Source organism: Thalassotalea euphylliae, from assembly GCF_003390375.1.
In the GTDB taxonomy this organism is placed as follows: Bacteria; Pseudomonadota; Gammaproteobacteria; order Enterobacterales; family Alteromonadaceae; genus Thalassotalea_F; species Thalassotalea_F euphylliae_A.
This window is the reverse complement of sequence record NZ_QUOT01000001.1, coordinates 1,964,976-1,980,338: the sequence shown is the minus strand read 5'-3', so window position 1 is coordinate 1,980,338 and position 15,363 is coordinate 1,964,976. Positions and strand designations below refer to the sequence as shown.

Sequence of the window (15,363 nt, the reverse complement as noted above, 5' to 3'; positions counted from 1 at the left end):
AATGGGCAAAGCAAAGCTAGCCCGAAGCTCAGATAGAGTCGGGCTAGCTAGAGAAAGTGAAATTTTAAAGGCTAGTTTAAATGAACTAGCTAAAGTCTATTTAGTGGGGCATCGCGGCCATTGATGGCGTGGCTAGAGATGGAGTTTGAGCAGCCATTTCTTTGGCAGCATTGGCTGTAATAACCCCTGCATTTCTTGGGCGCGCTTTCACCATTGGCGCAGGAATAACGCGACCTTTGACTTTCGGCATTGTTTTTACACTGCGACCAAGCACTTTACTGCCTAAACAAGCGCGAATTTCTTCAACGGTGTAATTAGGCTTAACTTTGATACGCACATGTGGAATCGAAGCCGCTTCTAACGCACCGCTAACAAACCAATCTTTTTTCACTTTGTAACCGCGTCCGTTAGTGTCTACCAGATCAACAGCACCTATTAATTTCATTGTGCTACGTTGGCAAATAACAAAGTCTAAATACTTATTGTTGGCACTTTTCAGTGCAGCTTGTGTGGCTTTTTTCGAGACTCCGCGACGAATATTGACAATATCAGCCAAGGCTACGCGGTTAAGCACACGATAGTCAGGGCCTAGGGCACTTTCGACAAGCGTAAGAAAGTTTTTCTCAGCGGCTGTGTATACAGCTGGCTTGCTATCAAATGGGAATGGAAAGCTGTTATCCGTTAATCGGCTAGCCAATACGGCAACAATTGCAATTAAACTGATTAGGGCAAAAAGGATAAGCTCCATAAACATCTCCAAGTATTCAAATTCTTGACGGGGTTCTTTATAAACCTGTTAAAGCAGAATACGTGCCAGAGATCTTTGGTGGAGCTTATTTATGTGGATTGGTATTGTTCGTTAAATTCCGTTTAGCTGTTAATATGGCTGACTATTCCAAGCTGAGGTTAGCTGGGATAGTTTGCTGCTAGCGCATCATAAACCTGTTGTTGGAAGTCGTTCGCGCTGCTATCAAGCTTGCTCACAACGTCAGCTAATACTTCATTGTCTTCCTTACCGTGCCACACTTTGATATAGGTGCCTTCTTTATAGCCATAATCTTGGCGGAAGAAGTTCAGGGTGTTTTTACCGACATACTGTCGAAACAGCTCGTCTAAGTTCATATCCATTAAACGCATGCAGTCGGCAAACGCTTGGGCGTTAAATTCACGTTGGCTTACAGCTGCTGACGCAAGCTGTTCTAGCGCGAGTTTAAAGTCTGTTTCTTCGCTATCTGTTGCTAATTCATTGGTAAGCGATGATGCAATGTCATCAACGCTAGCACCTGTCATCAAACGCAAACTTAAACCAAAATGAAAAATATCAACGAGCTCTAGTTGTACTTGTGGAACGTCAATTTCTTGGTGTTTCCACCATTTCCAGCCATGATGATCAAGCATTTCTGCGCACTCAACCCAAATGGCACGGTACCATTCGTAGCCATTTTCGCGCCAAGTATCGCTTACTCGGCTATTCATCGCATCTTGCATGGCCAGCATTTGGCTTATTTGAGTGGTCGCGACTGTTTGTGTGCTCATTACTATCTCTTTTATGGGGTCTTTAAAATCAAAGGCTATAGTGTGCCTAAGCCGTGTATTGCATGCAACTTTTTGAAGGTTTTGTCAGGTGGGAAGTTTAGCTTTACCTCGCATGTTTGCACTTCCCTTAAGCAATATTATCTTGCCGCTGGGAATGTGAGAAAAAGTCGTTACAACAGGCTAAAAGCTAGTATTGTTGGTGTGATTAGTGCCACGATAACGTTACACGCTAAATAGGCTGGCCGCTTGCCAATTTCAAAGCCATAAATAAATGCACCAATACAACTAACAATTGCCAATGGCATTGTAACAAGCGCCCAATAGGCATTTAAGGGCAAGAATTTGAACTGGATTAATACTGCAATGAGCGCGAACGAAGAAAGTGTAGAAACAAGCAATATCACGCTCGCTATGGTGGCGCCATAGTGAATGGGCAGGGTGTTGCGGCCGTGAGCTGCGTCTGCTTCTGTGTCAGGGAATTGATTCAGTAATAAAAGGTTGTTGATTTGAAAAAAGGTGATGCCTGTAATTAACAGCGCATCTAATGTTATTGTGTAGGTCAGTGCTAAAAAGCTTCCCAGCGTAATGATCAAACTAAAGCCAACACCCGGTGAGATAAAACACAGCCAAGGCAAAGTGTTGAGGGTACGTGTGTATTGAATTACCACAGCTAAACCAATCAGGCCAAGCGGCAGTAATAGCCAAGTACGAGTAACACATAAGTAACCGCCAATGAGCACAATAAGCACTATACAAGTAATGGCAATGTTACGAGCCCAGTTGGCCGCGCTGGGAGTTGCGACGAGCGCGCCACTACCACCACTAAAGGGCGTGCGCTTAGTTACTAGGTCTAAACCACTTTGAAAATCGAGATATTCATTCAGGGTGTTGACGGCAATATGTGCTAACAGTGCGCAACTGAAAATTAGAGAAAGGACAAGAACATTGATGCCATAACCATGATCCATTGCCATACTTGCTGCCAACCCAATACAAATGGGTGTTAACAACAGAAAGGGTGGGCGCATGGTCATGAACGCCGCTTTGACTTGCTCCATCACAGTGCTCTCACGTTCGGTTAGTTAGGTTTTGGAAAAACAAAGGGCATCCAATGATGCCCTAGCATTTGATCAAAAAATACTTCTGAGGATTAAAGTGTTAAGTGCTCTCAATATATTGTTGTACCAGACGCTCTAAAATATCTAGTGGCACCGCACCATTTTTCAAGACAACGTCATGAAAATCGCGTAAATCAAAGCGGTCGCCTAATACTGCTTTGGCTTGCTCGCGAAGTTCTAGGATTTTCATCATCCCTACTTTATACGCGGTTGCTTGGCCTGGCATAACGATGTAACGCTCAATTTCTGAGACAACGTCAGACTGCGCCATACCAGTATTCGCTTTCATATAGTCAATGGCTTGTTCGCGGGTCCAGCGTTTGGCATGAATGCCAGTATCAACTACTAAGCGTACGGCTCTAAATAGCTCTGCTTGCAAACGGCCAATATTATCAAACGGATTTTCTTGGAAACCTAATTCCCATGCTAGCTGCTCAGTATAAAGCGCCCAGCCTTCAGTGTAGGCAGTAAATGGCGAGATTTTGCGGATAAAGGGTAAACCTTCTAGTTCCATTGAAATCGCAATCTGGAAATGGTGCCCAGGAATGCCCTCATGGTAGGCCAAAGTGCGCATACTGTAGGTTGGCGTTGCTTTGATGTCGTATAGGTTGGCAAAGAATCTACCAGGGCGAGAGCCATCGATCGCCGGTTGCTGATAGTAAGCGCCTGGTGAAGTTTTTTCTTTAAACTCAGGAATACGAACAACTTCCATCCCTGCTTTTGGACGAATGCGGAACGCGCTGTCTATGCCTACTTCGATTTCATCAAGAATTTTTTGATAGTCTTTCAGGATTTGTGCGCGACCTTCGTCACTATCTTCATAATAAAAGCGCTCATCTGCTGCCAGTGCTTCAATTGCTTGACTAAACCCTTGGCTCGTATCGAAACCTTCATTCGCTAAAATTGCGAGGATTTCAGCTTGAATGCGCGCTACTTCGGATAAACCAATCTGATGAATTTCGTCGGCGGTGTAGTCTGTGGTGGTGAAAAACTTTAATGCGGCTTGGTAAGCTTTGTCGCCGTCAGGTAGTCGCCAGAATCCCGCGTCTTCGCCTGTGCGCGGCTTAATGCGCTCAAAGTACTCTATAAACAAATCATAGGCAGGGTAAACATAGTCGACAATATTGCGCTCTGCACTGGCGAGAAGTCGGCTCTTATCTTGCTCGTTGACATCTGCTGCATCGTCAAGCTTGGTTTTTAACGAAGTGTAAAGGATATTTTCTTGTGCTGGCGTCGCGACAAAGGTGGTCATTTCATCGAGTACGCGATCGACAACAAAGCGTGGCGGTAATATGCCTTTTTCTTCACGAAGTTGAATACCCGCTAATGCTTGTGCAAATTTAACACGTACGGCTTCAAGTCTTGCGAGATAATTTTCTGCATCTTCAACGCTATGTACTTGGTGTTGTGCTTCCATAAAGCTTGGGTAGCCATTTTGCACCCCAAATAGTTGGTTAACAGGGTAGTTGTGGTAGCGGAATGGCTCAGATTGCTCGCCAAACTCGAGTAAATACAAGGTAATTTCTTTTGACAACTGATCGCTTTCTGACAAGCTTTCGTCATCGTAGCTTAACAGTACTTCTTTGATCTTTGGCAGCTTTTCGTATAACTCATCAGTGCTTTGAGGGCTGTTGTCATCGAGTTTGGCATTGTGCCCTTTGATGCCAAGTGACTCCAAAAAGCCTAGTGAAGTTAGCGTTTCAGGGCTTTCAAAAGCAAATTGGATCAGCGTGCGATCCAGAAAAGCACGAAACATAAATGGTTTCTCTGCTTTCCATTCATGTGTGGCAAAGGCTGCTGCGGCGATCAGTATGACCAGCAGGCCCAGCAATAAGCGTTTAAAGAATGTTTTTATCATGTTTTTACTCTTTATTGGTTTTTTATACTTCTTTTGAGTCTAGCCAACTTAGCCTAGCATTTTGCATTGCCTTGAGTACATAAATATCAGCGAGTTAGCCCTCGCATGGCAGACCAAATCCAACGACACAGCCATGCATCAAACTAATAAACTCCTATTCATTTATATCATTGGTATTTGTCTGACGAATAACTAGTATTTTAACAATACACCAGCAGCCTAGCTGCTTTAGGCAAAACCCCTGGGGGCGAGAAATGAGTGAATTAGTGAAGCCAGAAGCGAATATTGAAAATATGACGCGCGGTAGCCAGCAATTTGGCGTACCTAAACCACCTGTGTTTGAAGATAAAATGGCGCAACGTCAATATGACAAGCAGCGTTTAGCGTCAGCATTTCGCGTATTTGCGATGAAGGGGTTTGATGAAGGGTTGGCAGGGCATATTACCGTGCGCGATGCCGTTGAGCCTGATACTTTTTGGGTCAATCCATTGGCAGTGCACTTTTCGCAAATTAAAGCGTCAGATCTCGTGCGTGTTGATCACAAGGGAAATATTGTTGAAGGGAACTATGCCATCAATAATGCCGCATTTGCTATTCATTCACGTATCCATGAAGCGCGCCCAGACGTGAATGCTGTGGCGCATGCGCACACTACATACGGGCGAGCTTTTGCTTCATTGGGCATTAAGTTGGCGCCAATTTCCCAAGACGCTTGTATGTTTTATAACAATCATGGCGTATTTACAGAGTTTACTGGCGTTGTAGCGGTTACTGAAGAGGGTGATTTAATTGCTGAGGCACTAGGGCAAGGAGCCGGTGTGATATTGCAAAATCATGGCCTACTCACTGTTGGCAAGTCGGTTGATGCTGCAACAGCAAACTTCGTGATTATGGATAGCTGTTGCCATAGCCAATTATTAGCGCAAGGGGCGGGTGAGTTAACTTTGATTCCTGAACAAGTAGCAGCACAAACGCAAAAAGTGAATGGCTCGGATTATGTGACATGGGGCAATTATCAGCCAATGTACGCGCAAGTGCTTGCGCTAGATGATAGCTTTTTAGAGTAAAGCGTATTAACGGCGACTGGCAATGCGCTGGTCGTCGTGATATTCCACGACTTGATTTCGCCCTGCATCTTTAGCGCTGTAAAGCGCAATGTCAGCACGGCTAACTAGCTGATTTGGCCTTAATGATTCCAAATTATTACAAATGATAAACCCGACGCTGACGGTCACCACTTGTGAAGACTTGCCTGTATATTCATGAGGAATGGCTAAATCACGTATTTTTTGGCAGATTGCATTTGCGGCTTGAATACAATAGTCGCGATCTGTATTGCTCAGCATGACAATAAACTCTTCTCCGCCGTAACGCGCAATAATATCACTTGGACGCTTAGTGATATCGGAAACATTGAGCAAGCTACCGATATTTTTCAAGCACATATCACCCATTAAGTGGCCGTAATGATCGTTGTATTGTTTAAAGTGATCGACGTCGAACAAAATAATTGCCAACGATTTATTATCACGTAAGCACCGTTGCCATTCTAAGCTCAACTGATTGTCGAAATGGCGGCGATTGTATAGCCCCGTTAAACTATCGGTGATCGCTAGCATCGCAAGCTCCTCATTGGCTTCCGACAGCTCTTTTTGCATTTTTTCTAAATCTGCGGTGCGCTCTTTTACCCGCTGTTCAAGCTCAGCATTCGTTTGTTCGATTCGATTGCGATGTTGTCGCTGTAAATGAAAAATCAATTTGAGCAGCAAGAGCACCATGACCAGAGATATGCTCAATACTTGAATAAAAGTGTTGCGGGTTTTGTAGTAGGGCTCTAACGCCTCTTCTACGTTAATTTCCGTAGCAATCCCAAATTGAAACTTATGATCCCATATCCAAGCGCCCATTACGGGCACGCCGCGATAGTCTCGATAACCTTCGGTATTGGTGCCGCTCTTACCTTGTGTCGCTTGCGCAGCCATCAGCGTAAGGGGTCGTTGTTCGTAATGCAGTTTAGCTTTATAGCCTTGTGTTAAGTCGCCGCCAGGATCTTTAATAAGTACGTTAAAACTGCTGCTTTGGTTATTACTAATAATGTTTAGATCGCGCAGTTGCTGATCAAAGCGGCTTTCGGTAAGTAAAGTGCCTGACTTGTCAAAGGCATAGGTTTCACCCGTTTCACCAATGCGGCCAATGGTGGTAACGCTAGAAAAATAACTTCTTGGATTGATGCGCAAAGCAAGGGCTGCAATAACCTGTTGCTGGCTGTCGAGCATGGGGGCAACAATAAACATTGTCGCTGCTTCTTTATCGGCTTTAATCGGTGGAATAAAGGTGGTTTCACCATTAAAAACTTTAGCAAGCAGCTCTGGCTTATGGCGTGCAATAAGGTTTTCACGCCCTAAGCTATTGTTATCCATTGCCGCGATATTGGCGTAATCAGGAGCAATGATGAAGAAGCCCTGATCGCCAAATTTGCGAATAATAGGCAGAATAAATTGCCTAAACGCTCGAAGATTTTCGCTATCTGCAAGTGGAAAGCCGCCGTGGTATTCGTTTAGGATTCGCTTGGATACGGCTACGATAGCGGCTGTTTCTGCAATGCTAGAGACGGCAAAACGACGTTGCTCAACGAGTATGTGATGGGCCTCTTGTACCGTCAGTAGCAAGGTTTGCAAGTTGTCTCTGATCTGCTCTGTGGTACTTGCTTTAATTTGTTTTAGGGCAAAAACAGACAATAGGATCACTGCACCCATGAAGGTGGTGATAAGGGTAATAGCGCGGATACTTTGTTGCTTGGGGTGCTTAGGTTGCTGCACGCATTACATCTCTTGCCTCGATACGCCGCTCTACTATAGCACTTTTAGTTGTTGATAATACCAACTTGAATAATTATTTAATCACTCAGCGAGAATTTAAAGGCTCATAGACAAGGCTTGTCATGCAGAGAATGGTTATTCCCTTATCAAATGACATAACGCAGTATATGAGCCCTTAAAACTCGCCCTTGGGAATGCATAAGCAGCATGATAACTGCACAAAATTCACTTGATGTAGAACGACTATATCGTCATAAATTTCGTTTGTTCTAATACTGCTTATGTCATTCTGAGAGACTAAATAATTAATCAAATTGGTATACATATTCAAAACGCATAAAAAAAGGGCGCGCTAGACTCATTAAGCAATAAGTTGCGTGCCCTTAGTTTTTCACTTTACAGATGAAGCGTTTTGGTTTGCTTGTTAAATCGCGATAACTTGCTCGCTATACACAAAATCCAAAATGCCCATGGCGGCTTTTCGGCCTTGGTCGATAGCGGTTACAACAAGGTCAGAGCCAAGTACCATATCGCCACCCGCAAAGATATTATTTGCACTCGTTTGCAGGGCAAATTCGCTGTTATCTGTGGCGACTACACGGCCTCGTGCATCTACTTCGACACCAGCGTCTTTCATCCACTGCGGCGGGCTTGGTAAGAAACCAAATGCGATAACAACGGCATCAGCCTCCATCACAAACTCTGAGCCTTCTATTGGCTCTGGGCTGCGGCGACCGTTTGCATCAGGCTGACCCAGTTGGGTTTTAACAAAGCGCACGCCAATTGCATTACCTTGTTCGTCGACCGCAATATCAAGTGGTTGCAAGTTGAAGGCAAAGTTAACACCTTCTTCTTTCGCGTTTTGCACTTCTCGCGGTGAGCCAGGCATATTCGCTTCGTCACGACGGTAGGCACAGGTGACTTCACTTGCCCCTTGACGCACTGAACTGCGAACACAGTCCATGGCGGTATCACCTCCACCGAGCACAACAACTTTTTTGCCTTCGAAATTCACATAAGGTTTTACGTTCTCAGTAATCCCCATAATGTGTTGCGTATTGCCAATGAGGAAGTCGAGAGCATTGTAAACGCCACTGGCTTGCTCGTTTTCGAAGCCACCTTCCATATCGGTATAAGTACCCATAGCTAGGAATACCGCATCGAATTCTTGGCATAATGTATCGAATTCAATATCAACACCAATGTTAGTGTTTAGTTTGAATTCAATGCCCATGCCTTCGAAAATTTTGCGACGGCGAATAACAACGTCTTTTTCCAGTTTAAACGCTGGAATACCAAAAGTTAGCAGACCACCAATTTCTGAATGCTTGTCATAAACTACACAGTCTACACCATGGCGTGTTAATACATCAGCACAGGCGAGACCAGCAGGGCCAGCGCCAACAATAGCAACGCGTTTGCCTGTTTTAACGACATGTGACAAGTCAGGTGTCCAACCTTGCTCAAAGGCCGTATCGGTAATGTATTTTTCAATATTACCGATAGTGACCGCACCAAATTCATCATTTAGCGTACAGGCAGATTCACAAAGTCTATCTTGTGGACAAACGCGGCCACACATTTCAGGCAAGCTGTTAGTTTGATGACAAAGCTCGGCAGCTTCGAAGATTTTACCTTCGGTGACTAACTCTAACCACTGTGGAATGTAGTTATGTACAGGACATTTCCACTCACAATAAGGGTTGCCGCAGTCTAAACAACGATCTGCTTGGCCTTTACTTTGATCGCTACTGAGCGGTTGATAAATCTCAACAAAGTCAATTTTACGCTGTTCAATGGCTTTTTTGGGCGGATCGATACGTTTTACATCGATAAATTGATAAACATTTTTGCTCATAATTCTTTACTCCACCCCTTATTGCGCTTGCACGCGAAGTTCTGCCGACGAACGCGTTTGGTGACCTAGCAGGGCTTTAACATCAGTTGCTTTTGGCTTGATTAGCTTAAATTTAGGCGCGTAATTATCGAAATCGTTCAATATAGCTTGCGCGCGTAAGCTGCCAGTTTCCTCAAAATGTTGGTTAATAATGCCACGTAAGTGCTCTTGGTGAATCACTAGCTCTTCAATTGGCAACATTTCAATCGACTCAGTGTTTAGACGAATTGCCAAGTCATCAGCTTCATCAAGTACATAAGCAAAGCCACCTGTCATCCCTGCACCAAAGTTCAAACCCACTTGACCCAGAACAGTAACAATACCACCAGTCATGTATTCACAGCCGTGATCGCCTGTGCCCTCGATAACTGCATGAGCACCTGAGTTGCGTACACCAAAACGCTCACCCGCACGGCCACAGCCAAATAAACGACCACCTGTTGCACCGTACAAACAGGTGTTACCCATGATCATGGTTTCATGGCTTGCATACTCAACACCTTTAGGTGGCTTGATAGTTAACTTACCACCGGTCATGCCTTTACCAACATAGTCGTTAGCGTCACCAGTTAAGGTCATTTCTAACCCGCCAGCGTTCCAGACACCGAAACTTTGACCCGCTGTGCCTTTAAGGTGAAGTTTAATAGGGTTACTTGCCATACCTTGATCGCCATGGTGTTTAGCAATTTCACCCGAAAGTGCCGCACCGACTGAGCGATCAGTATTGTTGATGTTAAATCTAAACTCCGCACCTGTTTTATGGGCAACAGCATCACGAGCAGCTTCCACCAATTGTTGATTAAGCTTGCCTTCATCGAACGGAATATTGGCTTCCGTTTGGTGAAGTGCCGTATGCTTGCCTGCAACCACTGGGGCAATAATTGGTGACAAGTCGAGTTTTTGCTGCTTGGCACTAATACCTTGTAGTGGCACAAGTAAATCAGTACGGCCAATGATGGCAGTTAAGCTTTCAACACCAAGCTTAGCTAAAATTTCACGTACGTCTTGTGCCACGAACTTGAAGTAATTCATCACTTGCTCCGGTAAGCCTTTGAAGAATTCTTCACGTAACACTTCATCTTGCGTTGCAACACCAGTAGCACAATTGTTTAGATGACAAATACGTAAGAACTTACAACCTAAGGTGACCATAGGCGCAGTACCAAAGCCAAAGCTTTCAGCACCCAAAATAGCGGCTTTAACAATGTCTAAACCTGTTTTCAAACCGCCATCAACTTGTAAGCGCACTTTATGACGAAGACCATTTGCTACTAGTGATTGGTGCGCTTCTGCTAAACCAATCTCCCATGGACAGCCAGCGTACTTCACAGACGTTAATGGGCTGGCACCTGTACCACCGTCATAACCTGAAATGGTGATAAAGTCGGCATATGCCTTAGCAACACCTGATGCGATCGTACCAACACCCGGGCCTGATACTAATTTAACCGAGATTACCGCTTTTGGATTAACTTGCTTTAAGTCGAAAATTAGCTGAGCTAAATCTTCGATTGAATAAATATCGTGATGTGGAGGTGGTGAAATTAGCGTTACGCCAGGCACAGAAAAACGCAACTTAGCGATTAGTGGCGTAACTTTGTCGCCCGGTAGTTGACCGCCTTCACCCGGTTTTGCACCCTGTGCTACTTTAATTTGTAGCACGTCAGCATTGACGAGGTAATGCGGTGTAACTCCAAAACGGCCCGAGGCGATTTGCTTGATACGTGAGTTTTTCACAGTACCAAAACGGCGTTCATCTTCACCGCCTTCACCAGAGTTAGAGAAACCACCTAAGCGGTTCATTGCAATCGCTAACGCTTCATGTGCTTCAGGGCTTAATGCACCAATAGACATTGCGGCGCTGTCAAAACGCTTGAATAAATCTGCGTCTGATTCGACCTTTGAAATATCAATCGCTTGTGTGTCATCTTTCAGTGCTAATAAGTCGCGCAATGCTGCAGCAGGGCGATTGTTCACTTCCTCGGCAAACTGACGGTAATCGCTATATTCACCGGTTTTAACCGCATTTTGTAGGTAACTTACTACATTTGGGTTAAACGCGTGATACTCGCCGCCATGCACATATTTAAGTAAACCGCCGTGGTCAACTTTTTGATGTGGTAAAAAGACACGACGCGCTAAGTTGATATTGTCTTGCTCAATATCGCTAAAATCAGCACCTTGCAATCTGCTCGGAATATCAGGGAAGCAGGTTTGCATAATGTTATCGTTAAGACCAATCACTTCAAACAAGCCAGCACAACGATAACTGGCAATGGTTGAAATACCCATCTTAGACAAGATTTTTAACAAGCCTTTATTGATACCATTTCGGTAATTTTCAATGGCTTGACGTGCAGGGATCTCAAGCTGACCTTTGTCGACCATTTGTTCAATGGTTTCAAACGCTAAGAATGGATAAACTGCTGTGGCACCTAAGCCAAGTAGTACAGCAAATTGATGTGAGTCACGAACCGATGCAGTTTCAACAATAATATTGGAATCGCATCGAAGCTGCTCTTCAACCAAACGTTTTTGTACAGCACCTACTGCCATTGCCGCTGGAATAGGTAATAGACCAGGGTAAATTTGGCGATCTGACAACACCAAGATAACGGTGTTCTTGTTGCGCACAAGATCAGTTGCTTCGTCACATAAGCGCTGCACTGCTGCTTCTAACCCTTCTGCTGGATCATAGTTCAAGGTCAAGGTATCTGAACGATAGTGCTCTTGATCTAATTCGCGCAGTTGTTTTAACCCTGTGTACATCAATACTGGGGTGTCGAAAATAATGCGATCGGCATGGCCTGTAGTTTCATTGAAAACGTTGTGCTCGCGGCCAATACATGTTGCCAGTGACATTACATAGCGCTCGCGCAATGGGTCAATTGGTGGGTTGGTTACCTGCGCAAACTGTTGGCGGAAGTAATCATAAAGCGTTCTAGGTTTACTTGATAATACTGCCATCGGCGTATCATCACCCATTGAACCTGTCGCCTCCTGACCATTCTCGGCAAGCACTTTAACCACTTGATTGATTTCTTCATAGCTGTAGTTAAATAGCTTGTGATATTGCGCCATCTCGCTGTCGTTAAACATACGAGTGCCAATTAGGTTGGCTTCCAGTTGATCAAACGGTACTAAGCGGCGAATGTTTTTATTTAACCATTCACGGTATGGATGGCGAACTTTTAATTCATCATCAATCTTGTTTGAGTCGAAAATGGTACCTGTATAGGTATCAATCGCCAGCATTTCACCTGGGCCAACTCGGCCTTTTTCAAGCACTTCATCTTCGCCGTAATCCCAAATGCCGACTTCTGACGCTAGGGTGATAAAGCCATTACGGGTAATGACGTAACGGGCTGGACGAAGGCCGTTGCGATCGAGGTTACAGGCAACATGGCGACCATTGGTCATCACGATACCAGCCGGACCATCCCACGGCTCCATGTGCATGGAGTTGAATTCGTAGAAGGCTTTTAAGTCGTCATCCATGGTTGGATTATTCTGCCAAGCGGGTGGCATTAATAATCGCATCGCACGGAAGAAGTCCATGCCGCCGGCTAAAAATAGCTCTAGCATATTGTCTAGTGACGAGGAATCAGAACCACTTTCGTTAACAAACGGTGCAGCGTCTTTTAAATCTGGTAATAACGGTGAATTAAAACGGTATGTACGTGCTCGTGCCCACTGGCGGTTACCTTTAATGGTGTTGATTTCACCGTTATGTGCTAAGAAGCGGAAAGGTTGTGCGAGATGCCATTGTGGCGAGGTGTTCGTTGAGAAGCGCTGATGGAAGACACAAATAGCGCTTTGCATGCGAATGTCAGCCAAATCTAAATAAAAGTTTGGCAGGTCAACAGGCATCATTAAGCCTTTATAAATAGTAACCTGACAAGATAGGCTGGCAATGTAGAATTTCTCGTCGCTGATGCGTTTTTCGGCACGGCGTCTTGCCATATATAAGCGGCGTTCTAAATCACGGTTACGCCAGCCTGGTGGTGCATCAACGAAAATTTGTTCAATAGCTGGTAAATTACTGGCGGCGATTGGGCCAAGAATTGATTTGTCAGTAGGGACAACGCGCCAACCAACAATAGTAAGTGTTTCGCGGCTTAATTCTTCTTCAAGTATTTTTTTCGACGCTGCGGCAAGCTCTGGGTCAGTGTTAAGAAACACCATACCAACCCCATATTTTCGGCCTAGCTGCCAACCGTTTTCTTCAGCAATGGCACGGAAAAATGTGTCTGGCTTTTGTAATAGTAGACCACAACCATCACCTGTTTTTCCATCGGCTGCAATACCCCCCCGGTGCTGCATACGATCTAAGGCGCTAATCGCAGTTTTTATTAATTTGTGACTTGCTTCACCTTTTTGATGAGCAATTAAACCGAAACCACAATTATCCTTTTGTGTGTTGGGATCATATAGCTGCATTATTGTTCTCCAAGCATTTTACAATTCGCAGATACGAGGCTTCAGGTACGAATAATTAGGTAATAATTGTGAATAAATATACCTGAATGCATTATGAGCGAACCATAGACACTAACGACAAATATACATTCCGTCAACATTTATAGAGTATTTGCTCGTAATTAATTTTCATAATAATCGGTATTTTTATGGCTTATTTATCGCTTGTTGCGCCATTTTAAAACAATGGTTGCACAAAAGTTGAATAAATGGTCAATGATGGGGCGTATATGGGGGAGCGCTTACATATTCTGTAATTTTATTACATCAAAGGCGCATTGCCAGTTAAGTTAGGGGCGCTAGCTTGATGACGTTATGAAAATTAATTTTATTCATATTTATAACGAATAATTATATTGAAATTTGCCAATGTTAAGAAACAAAAAAGCCTGCATCAGCAGGCTTTTCATAGAAATTATTTTTGGTCAGCTAGTGGCTTTATTTAGCTTTATGCTTGATAGCCTCCTTCAACGCCTTTGGTGGTGATACTCACTGCGTTGTGTGCGTGTAAGGATTCAAGGTGATTTACCTTAACCCAGAAGTCATCATAGTGCGTAGCTTGGTTCATCGTATGCTGCAGTTTGCGCGCTGCATCTTCACAGAACATCAGGTTCTGACCGTTTAAACGGGCAAACTCTTGCTCGTCTTCTCTTTTAACTGCGGCTTGTACAGGCGTTTGTAATGTGTCTTCAATCGCATCAACTAGATCACTGATCGGAAACTCTGTAACCGATGAGTTCAGCTTAACTTTTACTTTGGCAATAGAGCGCTGGCTGTGTGGTGTGGCGACAACGCCTTCGGTTGTGCCGAGCCATTCATGTATTGTTTGCTTGTCGATATTGTCTTGTTCATCAAACTTATTTAAGAAAGCTTGCTGTATTAGCTGGCGAGCTAACGCAGCAGAGCAAGGACAAGTGGACGAGTATCTTACATCGATTGCTAGTTCAACTGACAATTGCCCTTTGTTTAACTGGCCTGTTAATACAACCGGGTAGGCTTTCCAACCTTGCTTACCACTGATTAGTGATTTACGGCGCAGGTGGTAATCAAAGTGAATAGCGACTTTTGCTTGGTCGCTTAGTTCTTGATGAGAGCTAATAAAGCCATCGAGCAAAGCTGCAAAGCTTTGGTAATTCAAGGTATTGTTATTGGACAATTCGTCGAGCAATAAATATAGGCGCGACATGTGAATACCTTTTGCCTGTGCCTCTTTCAAATTCACAAACGCATCAATGTGAGCTGACACCATTCGCTCTGGCTGGTCTTTAGAAGCCACCATTAAAGGCATTTCAATATTGCTCATTCCAACCCAATCTAACGTCCCTTCGGTTTGGGCTGTGGTGTGATTGGCGATGTCTGGCATTGATGTTGGCATTAGTTCTCCGCAATCTCAGTAGTAAAACTTAATAAGCTACTCAGGGCGTATTGATCTTTCAGGGTTGGTTTTGCAGAAGCTGCCCTGCGGGTTCATCTAAACACTTCCTGCTCATTGTTGCTCGCTTTTTACATAGAACGACTATGCGACAAAACGAGCGCCGCGATCTGAAAGTGTTTAGATTGAACAAAATTCAACCTCAAAAGATCTACACGCCCTTGTCAGCGTAACCAGCCTAGAACCAAAAACCACATAAAAAGTATTGATTTGAGGGCTGTTTT

The 15,363-nt window shown here is 44.2% G+C and carries 9 protein-coding genes; 1 reads left to right on the top strand and 8 read right to left on the bottom strand.

Translation table 11 applies throughout. The features are described from left to right. Positions 1-100: 100 nt before the first annotated feature. The 4 genes from DXX94_RS08730 to DXX94_RS08715 all read right to left on the bottom strand — a co-directional run bounded on the left by DXX94_RS08730 (position 101) and on the right by DXX94_RS08715 (position 4,512). Positions 101-748: a DUF2726 domain-containing protein gene (locus DXX94_RS08730; RefSeq protein WP_116015243.1), complete on the bottom strand. Its 648-nt coding sequence runs from the start codon at positions 746-748 to the stop codon at positions 101-103. A 158-nt stretch (positions 749-906) separates the two neighbouring features. Continuing rightward, positions 907-1,536 (bottom strand): dUTP diphosphatase, encoded by a 630-nt coding sequence (locus DXX94_RS08725; RefSeq protein WP_116015242.1) that lies wholly within the window; start codon positions 1,534-1,536, stop codon positions 907-909. A 170-nt stretch (positions 1,537-1,706) separates the two neighbouring features. Next, a complete protein-coding gene (locus DXX94_RS08720; RefSeq protein ID WP_116015240.1) occupies positions 1,707-2,594 on the bottom strand; it encodes a prenyltransferase in 888 nt (295 codons plus the stop codon). Between the two features lie 100 nt (positions 2,595-2,694). Then, positions 2,695-4,512 (bottom strand): DUF885 domain-containing protein, encoded by a 1,818-nt coding sequence (locus DXX94_RS08715; protein WP_116015238.1) that lies wholly within the window; start codon positions 4,510-4,512, stop codon positions 2,695-2,697. Between the two features lie 254 nt (positions 4,513-4,766). Between DXX94_RS08715 and DXX94_RS08710 the strand changes: the two genes are divergently transcribed. Further along, the gene (locus DXX94_RS08710) at positions 4,767-5,579 is read left to right on the top strand and encodes a class II aldolase/adducin family protein (RefSeq protein ID WP_116015237.1); all 813 of its coding nucleotides are present in this window, start codon (positions 4,767-4,769) and stop codon (positions 5,577-5,579) included. A gap of 6 nt (positions 5,580-5,585) precedes the next feature. Here the strand turns inward: DXX94_RS08710 and DXX94_RS08705 are convergent, their stop codons facing one another. The 4 genes from DXX94_RS08705 to folE2 form a co-directional block, all read right to left on the bottom strand. Next, the gene (locus tag DXX94_RS08705; protein WP_116015235.1) at positions 5,586-7,331 is read right to left on the bottom strand and encodes a sensor domain-containing diguanylate cyclase; all 1,746 of its coding nucleotides are present in this window, start codon (positions 7,329-7,331) and stop codon (positions 5,586-5,588) included. Between the two features lie 424 nt (positions 7,332-7,755). Continuing rightward, the gene (locus tag DXX94_RS08700; RefSeq protein ID WP_115998977.1) at positions 7,756-9,189 is read right to left on the bottom strand and encodes an FAD-dependent oxidoreductase; all 1,434 of its coding nucleotides are present in this window, start codon (positions 9,187-9,189) and stop codon (positions 7,756-7,758) included. 18 nt (positions 9,190-9,207) lie between these two features. Further along, positions 9,208-13,668 carry a glutamate synthase large subunit gene (gene gltB, locus DXX94_RS08695; protein ID WP_116015233.1) on the bottom strand — a complete coding sequence of 1,487 codons (4,461 nt, stop codon included), beginning with the start codon at positions 13,666-13,668 and terminating at the stop codon, positions 9,208-9,210. Between the two features lie 487 nt (positions 13,669-14,155). Further along, positions 14,156-15,082: a GTP cyclohydrolase FolE2 gene (gene folE2 / locus DXX94_RS08690; protein WP_116015232.1), complete on the bottom strand. Its 927-nt coding sequence runs from the start codon at positions 15,080-15,082 to the stop codon at positions 14,156-14,158. Between the last annotated feature and the right edge of the window lie 281 nt (positions 15,083-15,363).

What these genes read in the sequence shown, in the direction of transcription:
- DXX94_RS08730 (WP_116015243.1), bottom strand. Translation starts at nt 748, where the DNA reads ATGGAGCTTATCCTTTTTGCCCTAATCAGTTTAATTGCAATTGTTGCC.
- DXX94_RS08725 (WP_116015242.1), bottom strand. Translation starts at nt 1,536, where the DNA reads ATGAGCACACAAACAGTCGCGACCACTCAAATAAGCCAAATGCTGGCC.
- DXX94_RS08720 (WP_116015240.1), bottom strand. Translation starts at nt 2,594, where the DNA reads ATGGAGCAAGTCAAAGCGGCGTTCATGACCATGCGCCCACCCTTTCTG.
- DXX94_RS08715 (WP_116015238.1), bottom strand. Translation starts at nt 4,512, where the DNA reads ATGATAAAAACATTCTTTAAACGCTTATTGCTGGGCCTGCTGGTCATA.
- DXX94_RS08710 (WP_116015237.1), top strand. Translation starts at nt 4,767, where the DNA reads ATGAGTGAATTAGTGAAGCCAGAAGCGAATATTGAAAATATGACGCGC.
- DXX94_RS08700 (WP_115998977.1), bottom strand. Translation starts at nt 9,189, where the DNA reads ATGAGCAAAAATGTTTATCAATTTATCGATGTAAAACGTATCGATCCG.
- gltB (WP_116015233.1), bottom strand. Translation starts at nt 13,668, where the DNA reads ATGCAGCTATATGATCCCAACACACAAAAGGATAATTGTGGTTTCGGT.
- folE2 (WP_116015232.1), bottom strand. Translation starts at nt 15,082, where the DNA reads ATGCCAACATCAATGCCAGACATCGCCAATCACACCACAGCCCAAACC.